Below are 18,554 nucleotides of genomic sequence, written 5' to 3'. Positions count from 1 at the left end.
AAATCTTCTTAGGAGGTTTCTATGGGGTTTGTCATCTTTTTTTTCATTTCATGGCTTATTGCCACAATTTTGGCGGTTATCCAGAAAAAATTATCACTTGCAGAAAATACCTTTGTCTTCTTAATTATCCTTATTTTCAATATTAACTTTTCTTGGATAGTTGTAGAGGAATTAAAGCTGATAACCTATTCTAAAGATGGTTTTGATTATACAGCATTCCTACTAAATCGAAGTGTTATGATCCCTCTTTTATTAGTCATTCTAGTAAATCTTTTTCAATTCAGAAAAAGTACGATGAATCGTATCATTTTAATCCTGGTTACTGAAGCAATATTACTTTGTTTTAGTATTCTCTCTACCTATTTTAAAATAACTGAATATACTAGTTGGAATTACTTGTATGATGCAATTTATTATTTGTTTCTTCAATTAATAGCGGTTTTCTCTTACAAATTATTTGTAAGAAACTCGCAAAACGTGGTGAGTGAATCATGATATTATGGGAGCAGTTTGATACAAACGAAATCTATATTTTAGTGATGTTAGTTATCGTTTATTCAGCTTTATTTCTTTCCCCTAAAAAATTACCTCGTTATTTGACAATCTTCTTTTTAGTGTGGGGATTCACTATCTCCTCTTTATTCGATTTTACCATCGGCGGAGGATTGATGGATTTTTATAAAGTGAATGATTCAAATCAATATGAATTATTTGACTTTATCATGTTTTTCTTGTTTGCACCATTCAGTTACTTTTTTGTATATTTTTATAAAAGATTAAACATTCACCCCCGGCGGTTTGCTTTTATTCTTTATATCATTGGATGGAGTTTATTAGGCTTGGCAACAGAAAGGATATCTACATTGATGAAAGTAACCGACTATCAGAAAGGGTATCATATTTACTATTCAATGGTCGTATTTTTAATTGTTCAAACAACAACCGCTTTATACTATGAGTTAATTAAAAAACAAGAACGGAATCAATAATTATTCAAATAACCTAAGAGGCGCTATCCTTAGTAAAGGATAGCGCCTGATTAATATATATTCGTTTTTTATTCTTTCTCTACTGCATGTCCGCCAAATTCATTACGTAATGCCGCAACGATTTTTCCAGTAAATGTATCATCTTCTAGTGAACGATAACGCATTAATAACGACATTGCGATAACTGGTGTAGCTGCTTGAAGATCTAAAGCTGTTTCAATTGTCCATTTTCCTTCACCTGAAGAATGCATAGTGCCTTTAATTTCATCCAATCTAGCATCTTTTGAAAATGCATTTTCAGTAAGTTCCATCAGCCATGAACGAATAACTGATCCATTGTTCCATACTCTGGCAACCTTTTCATAATCAAAGTCAAAGTCACTTTTCTCTAATACTTCAAATCCCTCACCAATTGCCGCCATCATTCCATATTCAATTCCGTTATGGACCATTTTAAGGAAATGACCGCTGCCTGCTTTCCCTGCATATAAATATCCGTTTTCCACTGCAGTGTCTCGGAAAATAGGTTCAACTACCTCCCAAGCTTCAGGATCTCCACCAATCATATAGCAAGCTCCATGGCGAGCACCTTCCATACCGCCAGAGGTACCTGCATCCATAAAGTGAACACCGCTTTCCTTTAACTCATTGTAGCGGCGAATCGATTCTTTATAGTGAGAATTACCGGCTTCAATAACAATATCTCCTGCACTTAAAAAAGGTTTAATTTCACTAATAACGGAATCTACAACAGCATGTGGAACCATGATCCATAGAATTCTAGGTGTTTCCAAAGCTTGAACAAGTTCCTTCAAGTTAGATGTTGCTGTTGCTCCATATGTACTCATTTTGTCAACTGCACTAGGGTTTACATCAAACGCAACGACTTCATGATTTTGATCCAATAAATTTTGACCTAAATTCAAACCCATTTTCCCTAAACCAACTAAACCGACTTTCATATTTAAAGCCTCCTACTATTTTTTCCGTCTCTATTAAGTGATTATAGAAAAAAATTTCCCTTAAAACAATCTTTATCAAGAAATATTTTTCAATAATAATTCAAAATTATTTTATCATAGTATGCTCAATAAAGGTAAGCTTCTACTCTCAGTAGAAGCTCACCCACTTTTTTCTACTATAATAATTAATACTCAATCAGACGAATAAATCAAGGATTACGATAAACACTAACGCAGCGACAGATATGATTGTCTCTAAAGCTGTCCATGTCATTAATGTTTCTTTTACTGTCATTCCAAAGTATTCTTTAATCATCCAGAATCCTGCATCATTCACATGAGAGAGAATTAACGAACCAGCACCAGTAGCCAGTACTAATAATTCAACATTCACTCCTGGAACAAGCGCAGCGATTGGAGCAACGATACCAGCAGCTGTCATCATTGAAACAGTCGCAGAACCAGTTGCGATACGAATCATAGCAGCAATTCCCCATCCAAGCAAAATCGGTGAAACATTCGCCTGTTGAGCTAGTTCTGCAATATAATCACCAATTCCAGAATCAAGTAATACTTTGTTAAATGCTCCACCCGCACCGATTACTAAAAGAATTGATGCAGTCGGTCCTAGACAATCATTTGAAAACTTAAGAACTTTTTCTCGATTAAAGCCACGGAAGAAACCAAGGCTAAAGAAAGAGTAAACGGTTGCAATTAAAAGTGCAGTGATCGGATCACCAATGAATTTAAATACAGAGAAGCCAAAGCTATCTGCTGGTAAAACTAATTCTGCAATCGATGAAATCAACATAAGGATAACAGGTACCATGACAGTAAAAACTGTGTTAAAAAATCCTGGAAGTTCTTTCACATCTTTAGGTTCAGTTAATTGTTCTGCCATTTCTTTTGGAACCGATTTATGAATTTTCGCTCCAATAAATTTCCCGTAAACAGGACCTGCTAGAATAGCAGTTGGTAAACCTACGATAATAGAATACAAGATTGTAATACCAACATCCGCTTGGAAAATATTCACGGCAGCCATTGCAGCTGGATGTGGTGGAACTAGACCATGTACAACAGAAAGTCCTGCTATTAATGGAATACCAATCTTAACTAATGACATGCCAGTTTGACGAGCAATTGTAAATACTAATGGTATTAAAAGAACAAATCCTACTTGGAAAAACACTGGAATACCAACGATAAAACCAACAAACATCATTGCCCAATGGACATTTTTTTGACCAAATTTACTAATTAATGTTTGAGCAATTCGCTCAGCACCGCCTGATTCAGCCATCATTTTTCCAAGCATCGTTCCTAATGCAAGTACGATTGCTAGGAAACCTAATGTATTCCCCATTCCTGCTTTAATTGAGTCAATAATACCTGGAGTTTCTGCTCCATCTCCGATAAGTGGCATGCCAGTTGCAAGCCCTACACCAATAGCCGTTATGATTAGCGCTACGAATGGGTTTAATTTCGCCCAAGTTATTAGTAATAAAAGTGCTACGATTGCGGCTAGTACGATTAAAATTAACATATTATAAATCCTCCTTGATAACTATTAAACTTTTATTGAAAGCACTTTCATTTGATAGGTTGATTATACGGAAAATATTTTTTTGTTTCAATACTTTTTTCGAAAAAAATTTTATTTATTTTTCCTCCATAAGAAAATAATTTTCAAATTTAACTTAAAAAATAACTAATAAGATTGAGAAAACCCATTCAATAGCATACAAAAAGCCGCGAATTTCTATCATTCACGGCAAATAAATTATTTTCTATTTTATTATCAATAATAGGGAAATTTTTTCTTCCAGATTCGTAAAAACTATTCAAACAATTTTTTTATAGGATTTTTATTTTTTCCTTTTTGTGCCTTTATAACGTTTGTATATAATGCATCGATGAGACTCATTTGAACAATTCTTGAGTAGACATCATCCGAACGAGTTTCAATGCTGCTTGAAACTGTACGTAAAATAATGTCAGCCTTCTTATTAAGTGGAGATCTTGTAAGGTTCGTAATCACAATCGTCTTAGCTCCAGCTTCTTTTGCTGCATCCAATACATTCATTGTTTCCGTATTTGCACCAGAGTCTGAAATAATGACGGCAACATCATTTTCAGATAACTGTGATGCCGCTCTCACTTGTAGAAAGGGATCCGTATAGGCAACCGTAGTAATGCCGGAGCCAATAAATTTATGATGTGCATCTAATGCGACAATCCCTGAACTACCTGTACCATAAAACTCAACACGATTTGCACTTAATAATACATTAACCGCTTTTTTGATCGACGAAAAATCCATCATCTGAATCGTATCCTTAAAGGTTCTGATACTTGTATTGAATATTTTCTCTGTCACATCTCGTTCATTATCTTGTTCCTGAATTTTCTCTTGAACCATTTCTCTTATTGGTGAGGCAATTTCAGATGCCAACACAATTTTCATGACTTGATATCCTTTAAAACCAAGTCGTTGACAAAAACGGAAGATTGTCGATGTGGCTACTCCGATATCATCAGCAACTTGTGTAATCGATTGATGGGTCATTTTATCAGGAAACTGCATAATATAATCAGCAATCTTCTTTTCCGTATCACTAAATTCCGGATAAATTGTTTGGATTCTCGAAAGACATTGTTGAGGCTGCTCCATTTTTTCACCCCTTCCATAAAATAACGTTACTATCATTATAACTAAAATTCTTCAAAAAGAAATTTTTTCTTGAAAACAATTACATGGAAAATGTTTTTTTGTATAATATATATAGTCCGGAAAAAAATTTCTTGTTTTCATCATGAATGGTAAAGGGTACATCTTTAGGAAATTAAAAGGAATACTATGTATTAAAAACGCTCTCAACAATCCTATTGTTGAACTATTTAGAATATCGGAGGATTAGTAATGTCCGAATTCACACTTATAATTACTGCAGCAGCAGGGATATCATTGCTTCTTTTCTTAGTCATTCGAACAAAGCTGCATGCTTTTGTTTCATTGCTTCTTGTGAGTTTGCTTGTAGGTATTGCGGCGGGATTGCCCTTAGACGAGGTCATTCAATCCATACAAAAAGGAATGGGTGAAACCCTTGGATTTGTTGCGATCGTTGTTGGCTTAGGAGCAATGTTTGGACAAATTCTTGAAATATCAGGCGGTGCTGAGCGTCTGGCTCAAACCTTTATGAAAAAATTCGGACAAGACAAAGTTCCTTGGGCATTAGGTGTTACAGGATTTCTCGTCGGAATACCCGTCTTTTTCGATGTTGGTTTTATCGTTTTAGTACCAATTGTTTATCGTTTAGCAAAGAAAACGGGACGTTCCCTCTTGTATTATGGGATACCATTATTTGCCGGACTATCTGTTTCCCATAGCTTTATCCCTCCAACCCCTGGTCCAATAATCGTGGCAAACCTAATTGGAGCTGATCTTGGATGGGTTATTTTATTTGGAATCATTGCAGGACTCCCGGCAATGGTAGTCGCAGGTCCACTGTTCGGAAAATATATAGCAAATTATATACATGTTACAGTGCCTGATTATATGACGATAGAAGAAATGGAAGACGATCAAGGATTACCGAGTTTTGGACTTATTATAACAATTATTTTAGTCCCCCTTGCTCTTATTCTTCTTAATACATTATCAAGTGTTCTCTTACCAGAAGAAAATATTATCCGTTCAGTATGTGAATTTCTTGGACATCCATTTGTCGCTTTACTAATTACGACACTGCTAGTCTTTTATTTTTTAGGTATCAAACACGGCTTCTCAAAACAAGAAGTTCAACTTATTGCAAGCAAGTCTCTTGAGCCCGCGGGTATGATTATTCTCATTACAGGTGCTGGAGGCATATTTAAACAAGTTTTAATGGATACAGGTGTTGGGAATGTATTAGCAGACTCCATGGCAAACTCACCACTGCCGCCAATTGTTCTAGCATTTCTAATTGCTACAATTATTCGAATTGCCCAAGGATCTGCAACCGTTGCCATGGTGACATCCGCAAGCTTAATCTCACCGCTTATTACGACGCTTGGACTTACAGGCCCTATTCTTGGTTTGATGGTCATTTCCATAGCCGCCGGGTCAACGATAGCGTCCCATGTAAATGATTCAGGATTCTGGCTAATAAACAGGTATTTAGGTTTGGATGTAAAAGAGACACTTCGCTCATGGACAGTAATGGAAACAATCATTTCACTGATTGGATTTGCGATTGTGTTTTTTATTAGCTTATTAATAGCTTAGTCTATACAATTAAAAAAGAACATCAAAAGGATGGAGAAAGTAATAAGCGGTTACAATATTTCACAATACATAGATTTGGAGGAACTAACATGAATCAACTAGGCTATATGATAGGCGTTGATATTGGTACAACAAGTACGAAAGCCGTCCTATTTTCAAAGGATGGAACAGTCATTTCACATCATACGATTGGGTACCCATTATTAACCCCAACTCCATTAACTGCTGAGCAAAATCCAGCAGAAATATACGAGGCAGTAAAAGGAACAATCAAAGAAACAATCAAAAAAAGTGAGATAAATTCAAACGAACTATTATGTATTTCGTTCAGTGCAGCTATGCATAGCGTCATCGCGATTGATGAATCAGGAAAACCTTTGTCGAATTGTATCACTTGGGCTGACAACCGCAGCACAAAATGGGCGGAAAAAATTAAAGATGAATGGAACGGACATAGTATTTATATGCGTACAGGTACACCAATTCATCCGATGTCCCCTTTAAGTAAAATTCGCTGGATAAAAGAAGAAAAGCCTGAGATTTTTGAAAAAACGTATAAATTTATCTCGATGAAAGAATATGTATTTTATCAATTTTTTAAAAAGTTTGTTGTTGATCATTCTATTGCTTCTGCAACTGGTATGCTTAATCTACAACAACTTGATTGGGATGCAGAAGCACTTCAAGTAGCTGGAATTACTAGAGAGCATTTATCCGAACCTGTCCCAACGACCTATTATCTTCAAGGACTTGAAGATAGTATTGCAGAAGAGCTTGGTATCCTCTCCTCTACTCCCATCGTAATTGGTGCGAATGATGGGGTCCTATCGAACCTTGGTGTAAATGCCATTGAACCAGGAGTTGTGGCGGTTACAATCGGGACAAGCGGTGCGATCCGAACAGTAACAGATCGACCTGTAACAGATCCGAAAGGGAGAATTTTCTGCTATGCCTTAACAGAAAACCATTGGGTTATTGGCGGTCCAGTTAATAATGGTGGAATGACCTTCCGCTGGGTACGTGATGTCATGGCTTCCGCAGAAGTAGAAACAGCAAAAAGCTTGGGAATTGACTCATATGAAGTCCTAACAAAAATTGCTGCACGAGTTTCTCCGGGAGCAGATGGATTATTGTTCCATCCATACTTAGCTGGTGAACGTGCTCCATTATGGAATGCAAATGCAAGAGGATCATTCTTTGGCTTAACCTTGCATCATAAAAAAGAACATATGATTCGCGCTGTTTTAGAAGGTGTCATTTTCAATTTATATAATGTTCTTTTAGCACTAGAGGAGCAAATTGGGGTTCCAAAGAAAGTGCAGGCAACCGGAGGTTTCGCCCGTTCTGAATTATGGAGACAAATGATGGCAGACATCTTTGATCAAGAAGTGACTGTACCAGAAAGTTTTGAAAGTTCTTGTCTTGGAGCTGCCATTCTTGGTCTTTACGCCTTAAAAGAAATTGACTCATTAAATGTTGTTTCAGGTATGGTAGGAGCCACTCACAAACACCAGCCAATAAAAGAACATGTCGAGGTATATCGTGAATTAACACCTATTTACCTTCGTATTTCTCGTAAATTAAATGAAGAATATAATGCAATTGCAGAATTTCAAAGAAAAACATTAGGTTAATTTGAAGATTCAAGTTCTTTTATTTTAGCCCCAGACAATAAATGCGGATAAAGAAAGGTAATCTATACCTTATCTTTATCCGTATTTTATATCTAACTGTCATTTCGAATTTAACCTCTTTCTGCGATGGGGCAACAAACAGGAAAACTATTCTTATATAAAAAAATACAAAAGAATGGGACTTTCTTAATTGAAAGTCCCGTTTGTTTATCCTTTACTTTACACTAATCAGTTAGAAATAAAGGGGGTTTTCCTTACATATTTCTTATTGCTAACCTCATTAATGATAAATTTTGCTATATCAGTATTAGTAATACTTGTACCTGCCATATCCGTTAAATGTTCCTTTATATGACCAGTTCCTGAACCTTCAATTACAAATGGTAGACGTACAAGTGTCCATTCTATATCACTATTTATAAGGATGTTTAGTTCCTTTTTTTTATCGTTCATCATCTTAGGAAATAGGATTTCAAATATTTTTGCTCCAATTTTATTTAACAATTTCTTGTTGTCACCTCGTATGTTAAGAGATGCTCCTGTCACGCCAATATATCTTCTAATGCCAAAGTCATTCATTATCAACAGGACATTATTAGTTACACTGCTGTATAATGGTAAATCCTTTACAGGTTGTCCCAAAGTATTTATAACAATATTACAATCTTTGAGTAAAAAACGAATAGTATCTATGTTTTGAGCATCCCCTTTAATAATCTCAATTCTGCTATCGCTGCCTTCTAACTTATCTGGGTTCCTGACAAGCATACGAACTTGGAAGCCTCTTTCTAACGCTTTTTTTGCAATATAACGACCGACTTTGCCTGTCCCCCCAAGAATGGCAATTTTAAAAGATTTTTCCAATAAAATACCCCCATTGAAAAATATGTTATTAACTTTATAAGAAGATATACGTTAAGATATTATCTTAGTTTCAAATTAATAGTTTTAACTTTCATACTTTACTATTCAAACCGTTAATAATCCTTACAGGGAAATTCTGATAATCAAGTTTTTCTAAATCTCATGGATTGAAATATCAACTTTCAACTATCAATTCAGAAGCTTAGTCACTTATATAAAATAATCCATAATCTTTTGTATTAACTCGCTTTAATCCATATAGTTATGTTATATAACATTTGTCAAAATAAGTTCTTATACATTGTCATATAAAAAACAAGCCATAGAGTCTCCTCTATGGCTTGTTTTTTTGTCTATAATGATTAGATTACCCCTTATATTGTTTTAACACTCCCATATAATCCTTTAAAGGAACAAATCAAGTAATAAGGCTCCTCCGAAAGCGATGAAAGATAACAATGTCTCTAAAACTGTCCAAGTTTTAAATGTTTCTTTCACACTTAAGCCTAAATATTCTTTTACCATCCAGAAACCTGCATCATTTACATGTGATAACATTAATGAACCAGCTCCTGTTGCGATAACAAGCAATTCGAGATTCACACCTGACATATGCTCAATAACTGGTGAAATGATACCAGCAGATGTCGTAAGAGCAACCGTTGCAGATCCAGTAGCAATACGAATTAACCCTGCAATAAGAAACGCTAATACAAGTGGCGAGAGAGAAAAGCTTTCGGACATTTGAGCAATTGTTGTGCCAACTCCACTGTCAATTAAAATTTGTTTAAAGCCGCCACCAGCACCAATGATTAAAACAATCGAACCAACCGGAAGAAGACATTCTTCTGTTAACTGCTTAATTTTATTCTTATCCATTCCTTGTTGTTTTCCAAGGAAAAAGAATGCCGCAAAACATGCGATTAATAAGGCAATGATCGGGCTGCCAATCAATGTTAATAATTTCTCAACTCCACCTGGCAATGGCAAATATGGTGCAATAGCTGATAAAATCATTAAAATAACAGGTAATAAAATAACAAAAAACGAAATTCCTGTGCCAGGCAAATTTTTCGATAATGTTGTAACTCGAATTAACTCTGGTTCACCTTCTGGCACCACTCGTTTATGAACCCATTTTGCAAATACTGGCCCTGCGATTATTGCGGCAGGAATTGAAATAATAAGTGCGTAAAGAAGGACTCTTCCAAGGTTTGCATCGTAAATACTAATCGCAGCCATTGCACCAGGATGCGGCGGTACAAGTCCATGTACAATGGATAAACCAGCAATAACTGGTAGCGCAATCAATAATATGTTTTGTTTTGTCGTTTTATGAATTGAAATAACAAGAGGTAATAAAATCAATATTCCTACTTCAAAAAATACTGGAATACCGATGATAAAACCTGAGATTAACATAGCCCATGGTAACTTTTTCTCACCAAAGACACGAACAAAGAAATCTGCAACTTGCATACCAGCACCAGAATCCGCCATCAGTTTTCCTAAAATAGTCCCTAATGCTAAAATTCCGACAAGGTGACCTAATACACCGCCGACACCTGTTTCATAAGTACTAACAATTTTATCCATAGATAAACCTGAGCAGATTGCTAAAAATAAACTTGCAATAGTTAAACTAATAAACGCATGCCATTTAAACACAGATACACCGATTACAACAATGGCAATTGCTAATAAAGTAATGATTAACAAATACATTTCCATTCTAAACTCCACACTTTCTAATTAATCTTTTACACTGCTGGAATAACGTTAAGTGATCACTCATCTGCTGAAAGCACTTTCTAAAAACATTAAAAAAATACTTTAACGATCAATGATCTGAGTAAATTAACAGATCATGATAAATCCTGCCAAGATAAACGCTTTCAAACAACCTTCTTTTTTGCTAACACTTTTTCTTAGTATTCGATAAGAAATGTATGTTAGTCAGAATTTGTATATTTTAATAGAATTTTGTCGTAATAAAATCATTATAAAGAAATTTTTTTCTTAATTCAATAAATATGAAAGAAATTTTTTCTCGAATAATATGTTGAAGAAAAAACTTTCCACAATTAATTAGTGAAGCTTTTCATGATATAGTTACCAAATTGAGATTCAGAGGAATTATTTTTTTTATGTCGAAAATGAAAAAAGAAACTATTAGCTACAAGGGAGGTTATTTCTTAATGAAACCGAGAATAAGCGTCATTACTTTAGGTGTAGATAATCTGGAAAGATCATTGAAGTTTTATCGTGATGGTCTTGGTCTGCCAACAGAAGGTATCATTGGCGAAGAATTTGAACATGGTGCCGTGGCCTTTTTCGACCTACAATCAGGCTTAAAGCTCGCAATTTGGAATCGAAAGGATATAGCCCATGATTCTAATCTAAATCAATCGGTGCCAAGTCCTACAGAATTTACGATTGGACACAATGTTAATAGTAAAGAAGAAGTCGATGAAGTGATGGAACTGGCAATGAAGGCTGGTGCTACGATCACTGTTCCTGCACAGGATACATTTTGGGGAGGATATTCAGGCTACTTCCAAGACCCGGACGGCCACTTATGGGAGGCAGTATGGAATCCGCATTTAGAAGTAAAAGAATAAAGTTATTGCAGGTTGTATTGAAGCTGCTCACAGGAGAAGTATTAAAAATGTTCCAAAATATGTTGTCACTCCTATTTAGGATCGCACATAAAAAAACAGTGGACCTGAATTTATCATCATCCACTGTTTTTTGTGAAAACGTCTAATCAACTTTTATATTCTAGTTACTTTCTTTCAGCTTTTTAAGTACAACTGTAGCAAGGCAATCAATAAATTCTGGTTGAGCATTCGGCATTTCAGGGCGATAATAGGCAGCTCCAAGCTCATCTGTTACAACCTTACATTCGTAATCATTATCATATAATACCTCAAGATGGTCAGCAACAAAACCAACCGGAGTATATACAAAGGTGTTATAGCCTTTGTTATATAAATCTCTTGTTAGATCTTGAACATCTGGTCCTAACCAAGGTTCGGGCGTATTTCCTGCACTTTGCCACCCAATTGCATAATCTTTTATTCCCGCAGCCTCTGCAATTAGCTCAGCTGTTTCTTGTAATTGCTGTGGATATGGGTCACCATATGTCGTAATTTTTTCAGGAAGACTGTGAGCTGATACGACAAGTATTGCTGTCTCCCTTTCATCAGCAGCCATGCTCTCATATGTTTCTTTTACCCGATTAGACCAGTACGTAATAAATTTCGGCTCAGTGTACCAGCTCTCAACAGATTTGATTGAAATACCAAACTTTTCTGCTTCTTCTTTTGCACGCCCATTATAGGACTTAACACTGAAGGTAGAAAAATGCGGAGCTAATACAATACTTACAGCTTCTGTGATTCCATCTTCATGCATCTGTTTTACAGCATCTTCAATAAAAGGTTCAATATGCTTTAGTCCAATATATAGTTTAAACTCTATATCATCTTGAACTTCATTTAAGTGCTGCTCAAGCTTCTCGCCTTGTTCAACCGTTATTTTTGCTAGCGGGGAGATTCCACCAATTGCTTCGTAACGATCTTTTAAATCTTGAAGCATCTCTGGTGAGGGCTTTCGACCATGACGGATATGTGTATAATAGCGTTCAATATCTTCTTCTTTGTATGGCGTTCCATATGCCATGACTAATAGTCCCATTTTTTTCTTGTACAAAGTGATTCACCTCTAGTTTGTCTCAATCTTCGTCCAGTTCTATAAAAGTGGTGTTATAAGCTAACTTTTACCTTCTTTGAGTAGTCGTGAATAAACGTCGTTAATTTCTTTAATGTCTCAGGATTCACATCCGGGAATATACCATGTCCCAGGTTGAAAATATATCCATCTTGCTGCATTCCCTGTTCAAGGATCGCTGCTGCTCTTTCTTCAATCACTTCCCAAGGTGAGAGTAAAATCGCTGGGTCAAGATTACCTTGCAGTGTTTTCGTTAATCCCATTGCACGAGCCTCTTCAACTTGAAGTCTCCAATCAAGCCCAACCACATCAAGAGGCAAATCATGCCATTCCTTCGCAAGATGACTTGCCCCAACACCAAACATGATTAAAGGCACATTTTCATTTTTCAGCTCACTGAAAATTCTTTCCATTGCTGGTTTAATATAGAAGCGGTAATCTGCTACATTAAGCGCACCAACCCATGAATCAAATACTTGTATTGCACTGGCACCTGCTTTTATTTGTGATTTAACATATGTAATACCCATTTCAGCAAGTTTATCCATCAGGGCAAACCATGCTTTAGGTTCGGAATACATAAAAGCTTTTGTTTTGTTATAATTTTTAGAGGGACCGCCTTCAATCATATAGCTTGCTAACGTAAACGGAGCTCCAGTAAATCCAATTAGTGGAACTTCCAGCTGTTCCTCAGTAAGGAGTTTAATTGTATCTAATACATATGGAATATCACTTTCAGGGTCAATCTCTCCTAACTTTTCAACATCACTTAAGGAGCGAATTGGATTATCAATAACCGGGCCAATCCCTGTTTTAATTTCAACATTTACCCCAATTGCCGGAAGAGGTGTCATAATATCTTTATAAAGAATTGCAGCATCTACATCATACTGATCAACAGGCAATTTTGTTACATATGCACAAAGTTCAGGCTGATGTGTAATTTCAAAAAGGCTGTATTTTTCTTTAATTGCACGATATTCAGGCTGTGACCGCCCTGCTTGTCTCATATACCAAACCGGAACATAGTCCGTTTTTTGCCCACGACACGCTTTTAGGAACGTATCATTTATTCTTTTATCAGCCATTAAAAACGTCCACCTTTCTACTCAGAAATGTGTAAGCTCTTGTATAACCTTGAGCATATAATCTTTTGATTCCTAAGGCTAGACGTTGGAGCTAGACCTACACATTTTGTATCAATATTTATACTTTTTCACTTATTACACTAGGGAAAAACCCTTTATTAAATAATACTTATTATAATATAATATTTATTCTATGTTATAACCTTACCACTTTCAACTATACCGCTTTCAATTCCTGTTGTATAGCTATGATGAATAAATGTCGAAAAATAGACGAAATACTGATATATAGGGACTTCCTATCTATTAATTTGCACTAAAAAAGCGGGGTTTAACGAATTCTGTAGCGACACCTTCCTGTTTCGTTTGGACATTATATGGAGCCACTTTATATACATTATTGGAAAAAATATTCACATAAGGAATTTCAAAATATCCCTTTCCAGTAACTGTCCCAACAAGCTTCTGTTCTTTATCCGATTGTTCGTAGATTCGATACTCAACACGATCATCCTCCTGAGCATCCCATTCCAGAGTTAATGTAATTAATCCCATAGGCTTGAATGTATACTTTGCCTCAACATTGTCGATATTTTCGATCCTAATCGGGCTTCCTAAGTCTTTTACTCCTTCGGGAACTGAAAATGCGACATTTTGATCCCAATTCGCATCTGTCAAAATATCTTTAAATAATTTGGTAGGATATGCACTACCGTGTTTAAGATAATGTTGGTCATCTGTCTTATCATAGCCCATCCAAAGTGCACCAACGACATTTTCAGTAAACCCAACAAACCACGCATCCTTGGCTGCACCTTTTATGTTCGGGTAACTTGTTGTACCTGTTTTTCCAGCTAATTCTCCATGAAAAAATCCGCTCTTTGCTGTCCCCTCACTTACTACATGCTGGAGCATTCTTGTCATTTCCCATGCTGTTTGCGGCGAATACACTTGTTTTTCATCTGGTAAATTTTCTGCAATTACTTCGCCATCTCGATTCGTTATTTTATCAATAAAGTGTTGTTCACTGTATTTCCCATTGGCTGTAAAAGTACGGTATGCATTAGCCATTTGTACAGGTGTTACACCTTTCGACAAACCGCCTAATGCGATGGCTAATCCCTCATCTTTTATCGAAATCCCTACTTTTTTTAAGTACTCTTTACTTTTAGGGATTCCTAACTCAGATAAGGTCCATACTGCTGCGGCATTTTTCGATGAAATGATGGCATCAAACATTGTTACCTTACCCTCATAGTGATGATCATTATTTTCTGGTGTGTAATTTTCATATGTGATCTTCTGATCTTTCAATAACGAATAAGGGTGGAAAAGATTTGATTCGATAGATGGTGCATAAACAGCGATTGGTTTAAATGTGGAGCCAGGTTGTCTGGTGACATTTAATCGATTTAGCCCTTTAGGTACATAATCCCTTCCTCCAATGGCTGAGATAACACCGCCTGATTTATTATCAATAAGAATAAATGCACCTTGTACAGATTGATCTGTTCCTGGAAAATACTCATTTTTTTGAAATAAGTCATAAGCAGATTTCTGAAGTTCAACCTGAAGTGGGACTGTAATCGTATATCCTCCCCTAAGCATTTCTTCATTTGAAAGGGCATATTTTTCTTTTGCTTCGTCAAACACCATATCAATATATGTTGATAACCAAGGCCTTTCCTCTTTTTTGTTTACTTGCAGCTTCACTGTTTTCCCATGTGTTCTCACTACTTCATCATAGGTAATATACTGTTGATCACCCATTAAACTTAAAATGACATCTCTGCGTTCTTTACTCTTTTCTACATTTAAGATCGGAGAATAGGTAGAGGGTGCTTTTGGTATTCCTGCTAATAACGCACCTTCTTCTAATGTCAGCTTCGAGACATCTTTATTAAAATACAATTTAGCTGCAGACTGAATACCATATGCACCATGTCCAAAATAAACTTGGTTTAAGTACATTTCTAGTATTTTTGCTTTGCTATACCGTCTTTCTAAATTTATAGAGATAATCGCTTCTTTCGTTTTTCGAAGAAAGGATTTATCATTTGTAAGAAAAGTATTCTTTGCTAATTGCTGTGTAATCGTGCTGCCGCCTTCTACTTTTCCTCCTGCTAGAATATCCCTATAAAGTGCCCGGCCAATTGCTCTAAGATCAATACCATTATGCTCATAAAACCGTTGATCCTCAACAGAAATAAATGCTTGTTGTACATGATCTGGAATCTCTGAAATATTTACAAGCTCCCGATTTTCTAAGAATAACTTTGTAATTTCATTTCCCTCTATATCAACTAACTTCGAAGCAGTGTTCATAACTAATTTTTCTTCATCAATCACGTAATTCCCCATAAAAATGATAAATAAATATCCTAATAAAGAGAGGATTGCTATCAAGCATAAACTAATTACGGGTAAAAAAAGCTTTTTTCTCATCCGATCACCCCTTTATATTGTTAGTATTGTTAAAAATAGGCAGGTATATGTGATAAAAACCAAAAATGGTTTTCCTTTTATAATTAATTGGTATATTAAAGGTAAAGGACAGCATATTTAATGGAGAGGTGATGAAATGATGAAACTATACATAACCTATGGAACTGTTGATTTTTTGGCTAATCTACTAAAAAAACATCCAGATAAAAACCTGCGACTCTTATCAAATAATCAAACTGCAGCTCTTTTACATGAAACAAAGGACACTTCCATTTTCAATTCCCCTATGAAATATGATGTATTACATTCAACAGGAAAACTTAGTAATGGATTTTATGCAGTGTTTAATAATATCCCAGTTACATTTGAAGGAAGACCACTTTATGAAAAAAAGTTTATTGACCGTGCACTCCTAATTGAAAAACAGGCTGGAATCTCAGCTATACGAGTACTTCGTCCAATAAAAGGTGATACCTACGTTATGTTAACCTTTTGGAAAAACGAACAATTCTTTACTGCTTGGCATGAATCAATTGCAGGAATTGAACAACAATCTACATTCCCACGGCCTTCCTACCTTACAAAGTACACATCTGTTGAAGATGAGAGCAATTAAGTGAGCCTTTCCTCTGCATGTTTAGCAGGGGATTTTTTTATAAATTGGCTGTTTTCGCATACTTTGTTGCTATTTACCAAGTAATGCGGTGTGGTTGATTGCAGCGAGAGATGCACGATGACCGCGGGGCGGGCGGTGAGCCTCCTCGGCGTAAACGCCTGCGGGATCTCACCTGTTCCGCTACTCCCGCAGGAGTCTCGCAATCTGCCCCAATCAACCTTAAATAGTTTTCGTTTTAAAAACAACAATCTTTACGAAAAGAGCCTATAAATCAAATAAGAATTTCCCCTTTATCAAAGTTATTCTCTCCTTCAGTCACCTATCCAAATAGTAAATTATAGCGATCCAACAATGGATTTTGACAACATGTGCATATCTGACAATATTTCCTTGGAAATGACAACTTGATTCTACATAACAATACCCCAATTTTCTAGATGATCTTTCCTCCGAACTACATATATAATTTTCTCACCTATATCACAATTGTTTTGCTCATTCATATTGTAATAGAAAAACCTATTATAGGCTTTTGTTGAGGAGTGAATCAGGTGGAGGTAGATATTACACTCGTACATTGGATTTATGTCACATTTATAGTAGCCATCATTGGCTTTATGCTCTTTCGCCGCGATACAACCATTGTATGTATAGTTGGTATTCTTTCACTGGCTGCTGTATCAACATTTTCAATTAGTGATTCTGTAAGCAGCCTTTTTAATAGCTTTATCTTCGCAATAACAGAACTATTACCAACCATTCTCGTCATTTCCATTATTGTCGCAATGAGTAACATTTTAACGATTTCAGGTATTAATGAGGTGATGATTTCACCTTTCTCTAAAATTATTAAAAATCCAACAACAGCATTCTGGACAATTGGTATCTTAATGATGCTCATCTCATTTTTCTTTTGGCCCTCCCCTGCCGTTGCTCTAATAGGTGCTGTATTATTACCTGTTGCCATTCGAGCAGGTCTCCCCGCTCTCGGCACCGCCATTGCTATGAACTTATTCGGGCATGGAATTGCACTTTCGGGTGATTTTATTATTCAAGCCGCACCAAAACTTACTGCTGATGCAGCAGGAATTCCTGTCGGAGATGTTATTCATGCTAGTATTCCGCTTGTGCTAACAATGGGGATCGTGACAACCGTCGTTGCTTATCTTTTTTTAATGAGAGATATTAAATTAAATAAAACGTTTAGAACAATTGAAACCTTTGCACCAATTCAAGGATCAGATGAAAAGCTCTTATCAATGACTGCAAAAAAAATTCTCGCCTTACTAATACCGATTATTTTTATAATCGACGTTATTTTAATGTTCAGATTGAACTTACAAGGTGGAGACGCAACAGCGTTAATCGGGGGAACTGCACTGCTCATATTGATTTTGACAACTTGCTTAGCACATAAAAAGACCGGGCTTGAAAAATCAACAGGTTATCTAATCGAGGGTTTTCAATTTGGCTTTAAAGTATTTGGTCCCGTTATCCCAATTGCAGCATTTTTCTACTTAGGTGATGCAGGTTTCTATACCATCATTGGGGAATACCTACCAAAACATTCTGAAGGAATTGTCAATGATTTGGGTGTTGCACTAGCAAATATTGTACCGTTGACACCTGAAGTTGGTGCAATTACATTAACTGGTGTCGGTGTATTAACAGGGCTTGACGGATCTGGCTTCTCAGGCATTTCACTTGCCGGTTCAATCGCTCAATTGTTTTCTACAGCAATTGGAGCAAGTACAGCAACCTTAACAGCTCTCGGCCAAGTTGCTGCAATTTGGGTTGGTGGAGGTACATTAATTCCCTGGGCATTAATTCCGGCAGCAGCTATTTGTGGTGTGGACCCGTTTGAACTCGCACGAAAGAATTTACTGCCAGTTTCAATTGGCTTGGCAGTGACAACGATTGTAGCTATGTTTTTAATTTAGATAAACAAAAAATCTAA

15 protein-coding genes are annotated in these 18,554 nt (G+C 36.1%); 7 read left to right on the top strand and 8 right to left on the bottom strand.

Annotated elements, in window-relative coordinates:
* Window positions 1–21 precede the first annotated feature (21 nt).
* Together GMB29_RS04370 and GMB29_RS04365 are read left to right on the top strand one after the other, a co-directional pair.
* Window positions 22–495, top strand: coding sequence for a hypothetical protein (locus GMB29_RS04370; protein WP_136353764.1), 474 nt, complete (start codon window positions 22–24; stop codon window positions 493–495).
* Window positions 492–989 carry a hypothetical protein gene (locus tag GMB29_RS04365; RefSeq protein ID WP_136353762.1) on the top strand — a complete coding sequence of 166 codons (498 nt, stop codon included), beginning with the start codon at window positions 492–494 and terminating at the stop codon, window positions 987–989. The genes GMB29_RS04370 and GMB29_RS04365 overlap by 4 nt, the downstream gene beginning before the upstream one ends.
* Window positions 990–1,057: 68 nt before the next feature.
* Here GMB29_RS04365 and gnd read toward each other — a convergent pair whose 3' ends face one another.
* The 3 genes from gnd to GMB29_RS04350 all read right to left on the bottom strand — a co-directional run bounded on the left by gnd (window position 1,058) and on the right by GMB29_RS04350 (window position 4,625).
* Window positions 1,058–1,951 (bottom strand): phosphogluconate dehydrogenase (NAD(+)-dependent, decarboxylating), encoded by an 894-nt coding sequence (gene gnd / locus GMB29_RS04360; RefSeq protein WP_136353760.1) that lies wholly within the window; start codon window positions 1,949–1,951, stop codon window positions 1,058–1,060.
* A gap of 196 nt (window positions 1,952–2,147) precedes the next feature.
* Window positions 2,148–3,497: a GntP family permease gene (locus GMB29_RS04355; RefSeq protein ID WP_136353758.1), complete on the bottom strand. Its 1,350-nt coding sequence runs from the start codon at window positions 3,495–3,497 to the stop codon at window positions 2,148–2,150.
* A 294-nt stretch (window positions 3,498–3,791) separates the two neighbouring features.
* Window positions 3,792–4,625, bottom strand: a complete 834-nt coding sequence (locus tag GMB29_RS04350) for a MurR/RpiR family transcriptional regulator (protein ID WP_136353756.1) — start codon at window positions 4,623–4,625, stop codon at window positions 3,792–3,794.
* A 249-nt stretch (window positions 4,626–4,874) separates the two neighbouring features.
* Between GMB29_RS04350 and GMB29_RS04345 the strand changes: the two genes are divergently transcribed.
* Window positions 4,875–6,218, top strand: coding sequence for a GntP family permease (locus GMB29_RS04345; RefSeq protein ID WP_136353754.1), 1,344 nt, complete (start codon window positions 4,875–4,877; stop codon window positions 6,216–6,218).
* A 107-nt stretch (window positions 6,219–6,325) separates the two neighbouring features.
* Entirely contained in the window at window positions 6,326–7,852 is a 1,527-nt protein-coding gene (gene gntK, locus GMB29_RS04340; protein ID WP_136353919.1) for a gluconokinase, read from the top strand.
* 228 nt (window positions 7,853–8,080) lie between these two features.
* Here gntK and GMB29_RS04335 read toward each other — a convergent pair whose 3' ends face one another.
* On the bottom strand, window positions 8,081–8,716 hold the full coding sequence (locus GMB29_RS04335; protein ID WP_136353752.1) for an NAD(P)-dependent oxidoreductase: 636 nt from the start codon (window positions 8,714–8,716) through the stop codon (window positions 8,081–8,083).
* Between the two features lie 405 nt (window positions 8,717–9,121).
* On the bottom strand, window positions 9,122–10,447 hold the full coding sequence (locus tag GMB29_RS04330) for a GntP family permease (RefSeq protein ID WP_136353750.1): 1,326 nt from the start codon (window positions 10,445–10,447) through the stop codon (window positions 9,122–9,124).
* A gap of 467 nt (window positions 10,448–10,914) precedes the next feature.
* Here GMB29_RS04330 and GMB29_RS04325 point away from each other — a divergent pair, with 467 nt between their 5' ends.
* Complete coding sequence (locus GMB29_RS04325; protein WP_136353748.1) at window positions 10,915–11,337, top strand: VOC family protein; 423 nt, start codon at window positions 10,915–10,917, stop codon at window positions 11,335–11,337.
* Window positions 11,338–11,497: 160 nt separating this feature from the next.
* Here the strand turns inward: GMB29_RS04325 and hemH are convergent, their stop codons facing one another.
* The 3 genes from hemH to GMB29_RS04310 form a co-directional block, all read right to left on the bottom strand.
* The gene (gene hemH / locus GMB29_RS04320; protein WP_136353746.1) at window positions 11,498–12,430 is read right to left on the bottom strand and encodes a ferrochelatase; all 933 of its coding nucleotides are present in this window, start codon (window positions 12,428–12,430) and stop codon (window positions 11,498–11,500) included.
* A 53-nt stretch (window positions 12,431–12,483) separates the two neighbouring features.
* Window positions 12,484–13,536 (bottom strand): uroporphyrinogen decarboxylase, encoded by a 1,053-nt coding sequence (gene hemE / locus GMB29_RS04315; protein WP_136353744.1) that lies wholly within the window; start codon window positions 13,534–13,536, stop codon window positions 12,484–12,486.
* A 306-nt stretch (window positions 13,537–13,842) separates the two neighbouring features.
* A complete protein-coding gene (locus GMB29_RS04310; RefSeq protein ID WP_136353742.1) occupies window positions 13,843–15,981 on the bottom strand; it encodes a transglycosylase domain-containing protein in 2,139 nt (712 codons plus the stop codon).
* 139 nt (window positions 15,982–16,120) lie between these two features.
* Between GMB29_RS04310 and GMB29_RS04305 the strand changes: the two genes are divergently transcribed.
* Together GMB29_RS04305 and GMB29_RS04300 are read left to right on the top strand one after the other, a co-directional pair.
* A complete protein-coding gene (locus GMB29_RS04305; RefSeq protein ID WP_136353740.1) occupies window positions 16,121–16,597 on the top strand; it encodes an antibiotic biosynthesis monooxygenase family protein in 477 nt (158 codons plus the stop codon).
* 551 nt (window positions 16,598–17,148) lie between these two features.
* Complete coding sequence (locus GMB29_RS04300; protein WP_136353736.1) at window positions 17,149–18,537, top strand: hypothetical protein; 1,389 nt, start codon at window positions 17,149–17,151, stop codon at window positions 18,535–18,537.
* Window positions 18,538–18,554: the final 17 nt, after the last annotated feature.

The organism is Metabacillus sediminilitoris (genome assembly GCF_009720625.1).
Taxonomy (GTDB): domain Bacteria; phylum Bacillota; class Bacilli; order Bacillales; family Bacillaceae; genus Metabacillus; species Metabacillus sediminilitoris.
This window is presented reverse-complemented; position numbering and strand designations above follow the sequence as displayed.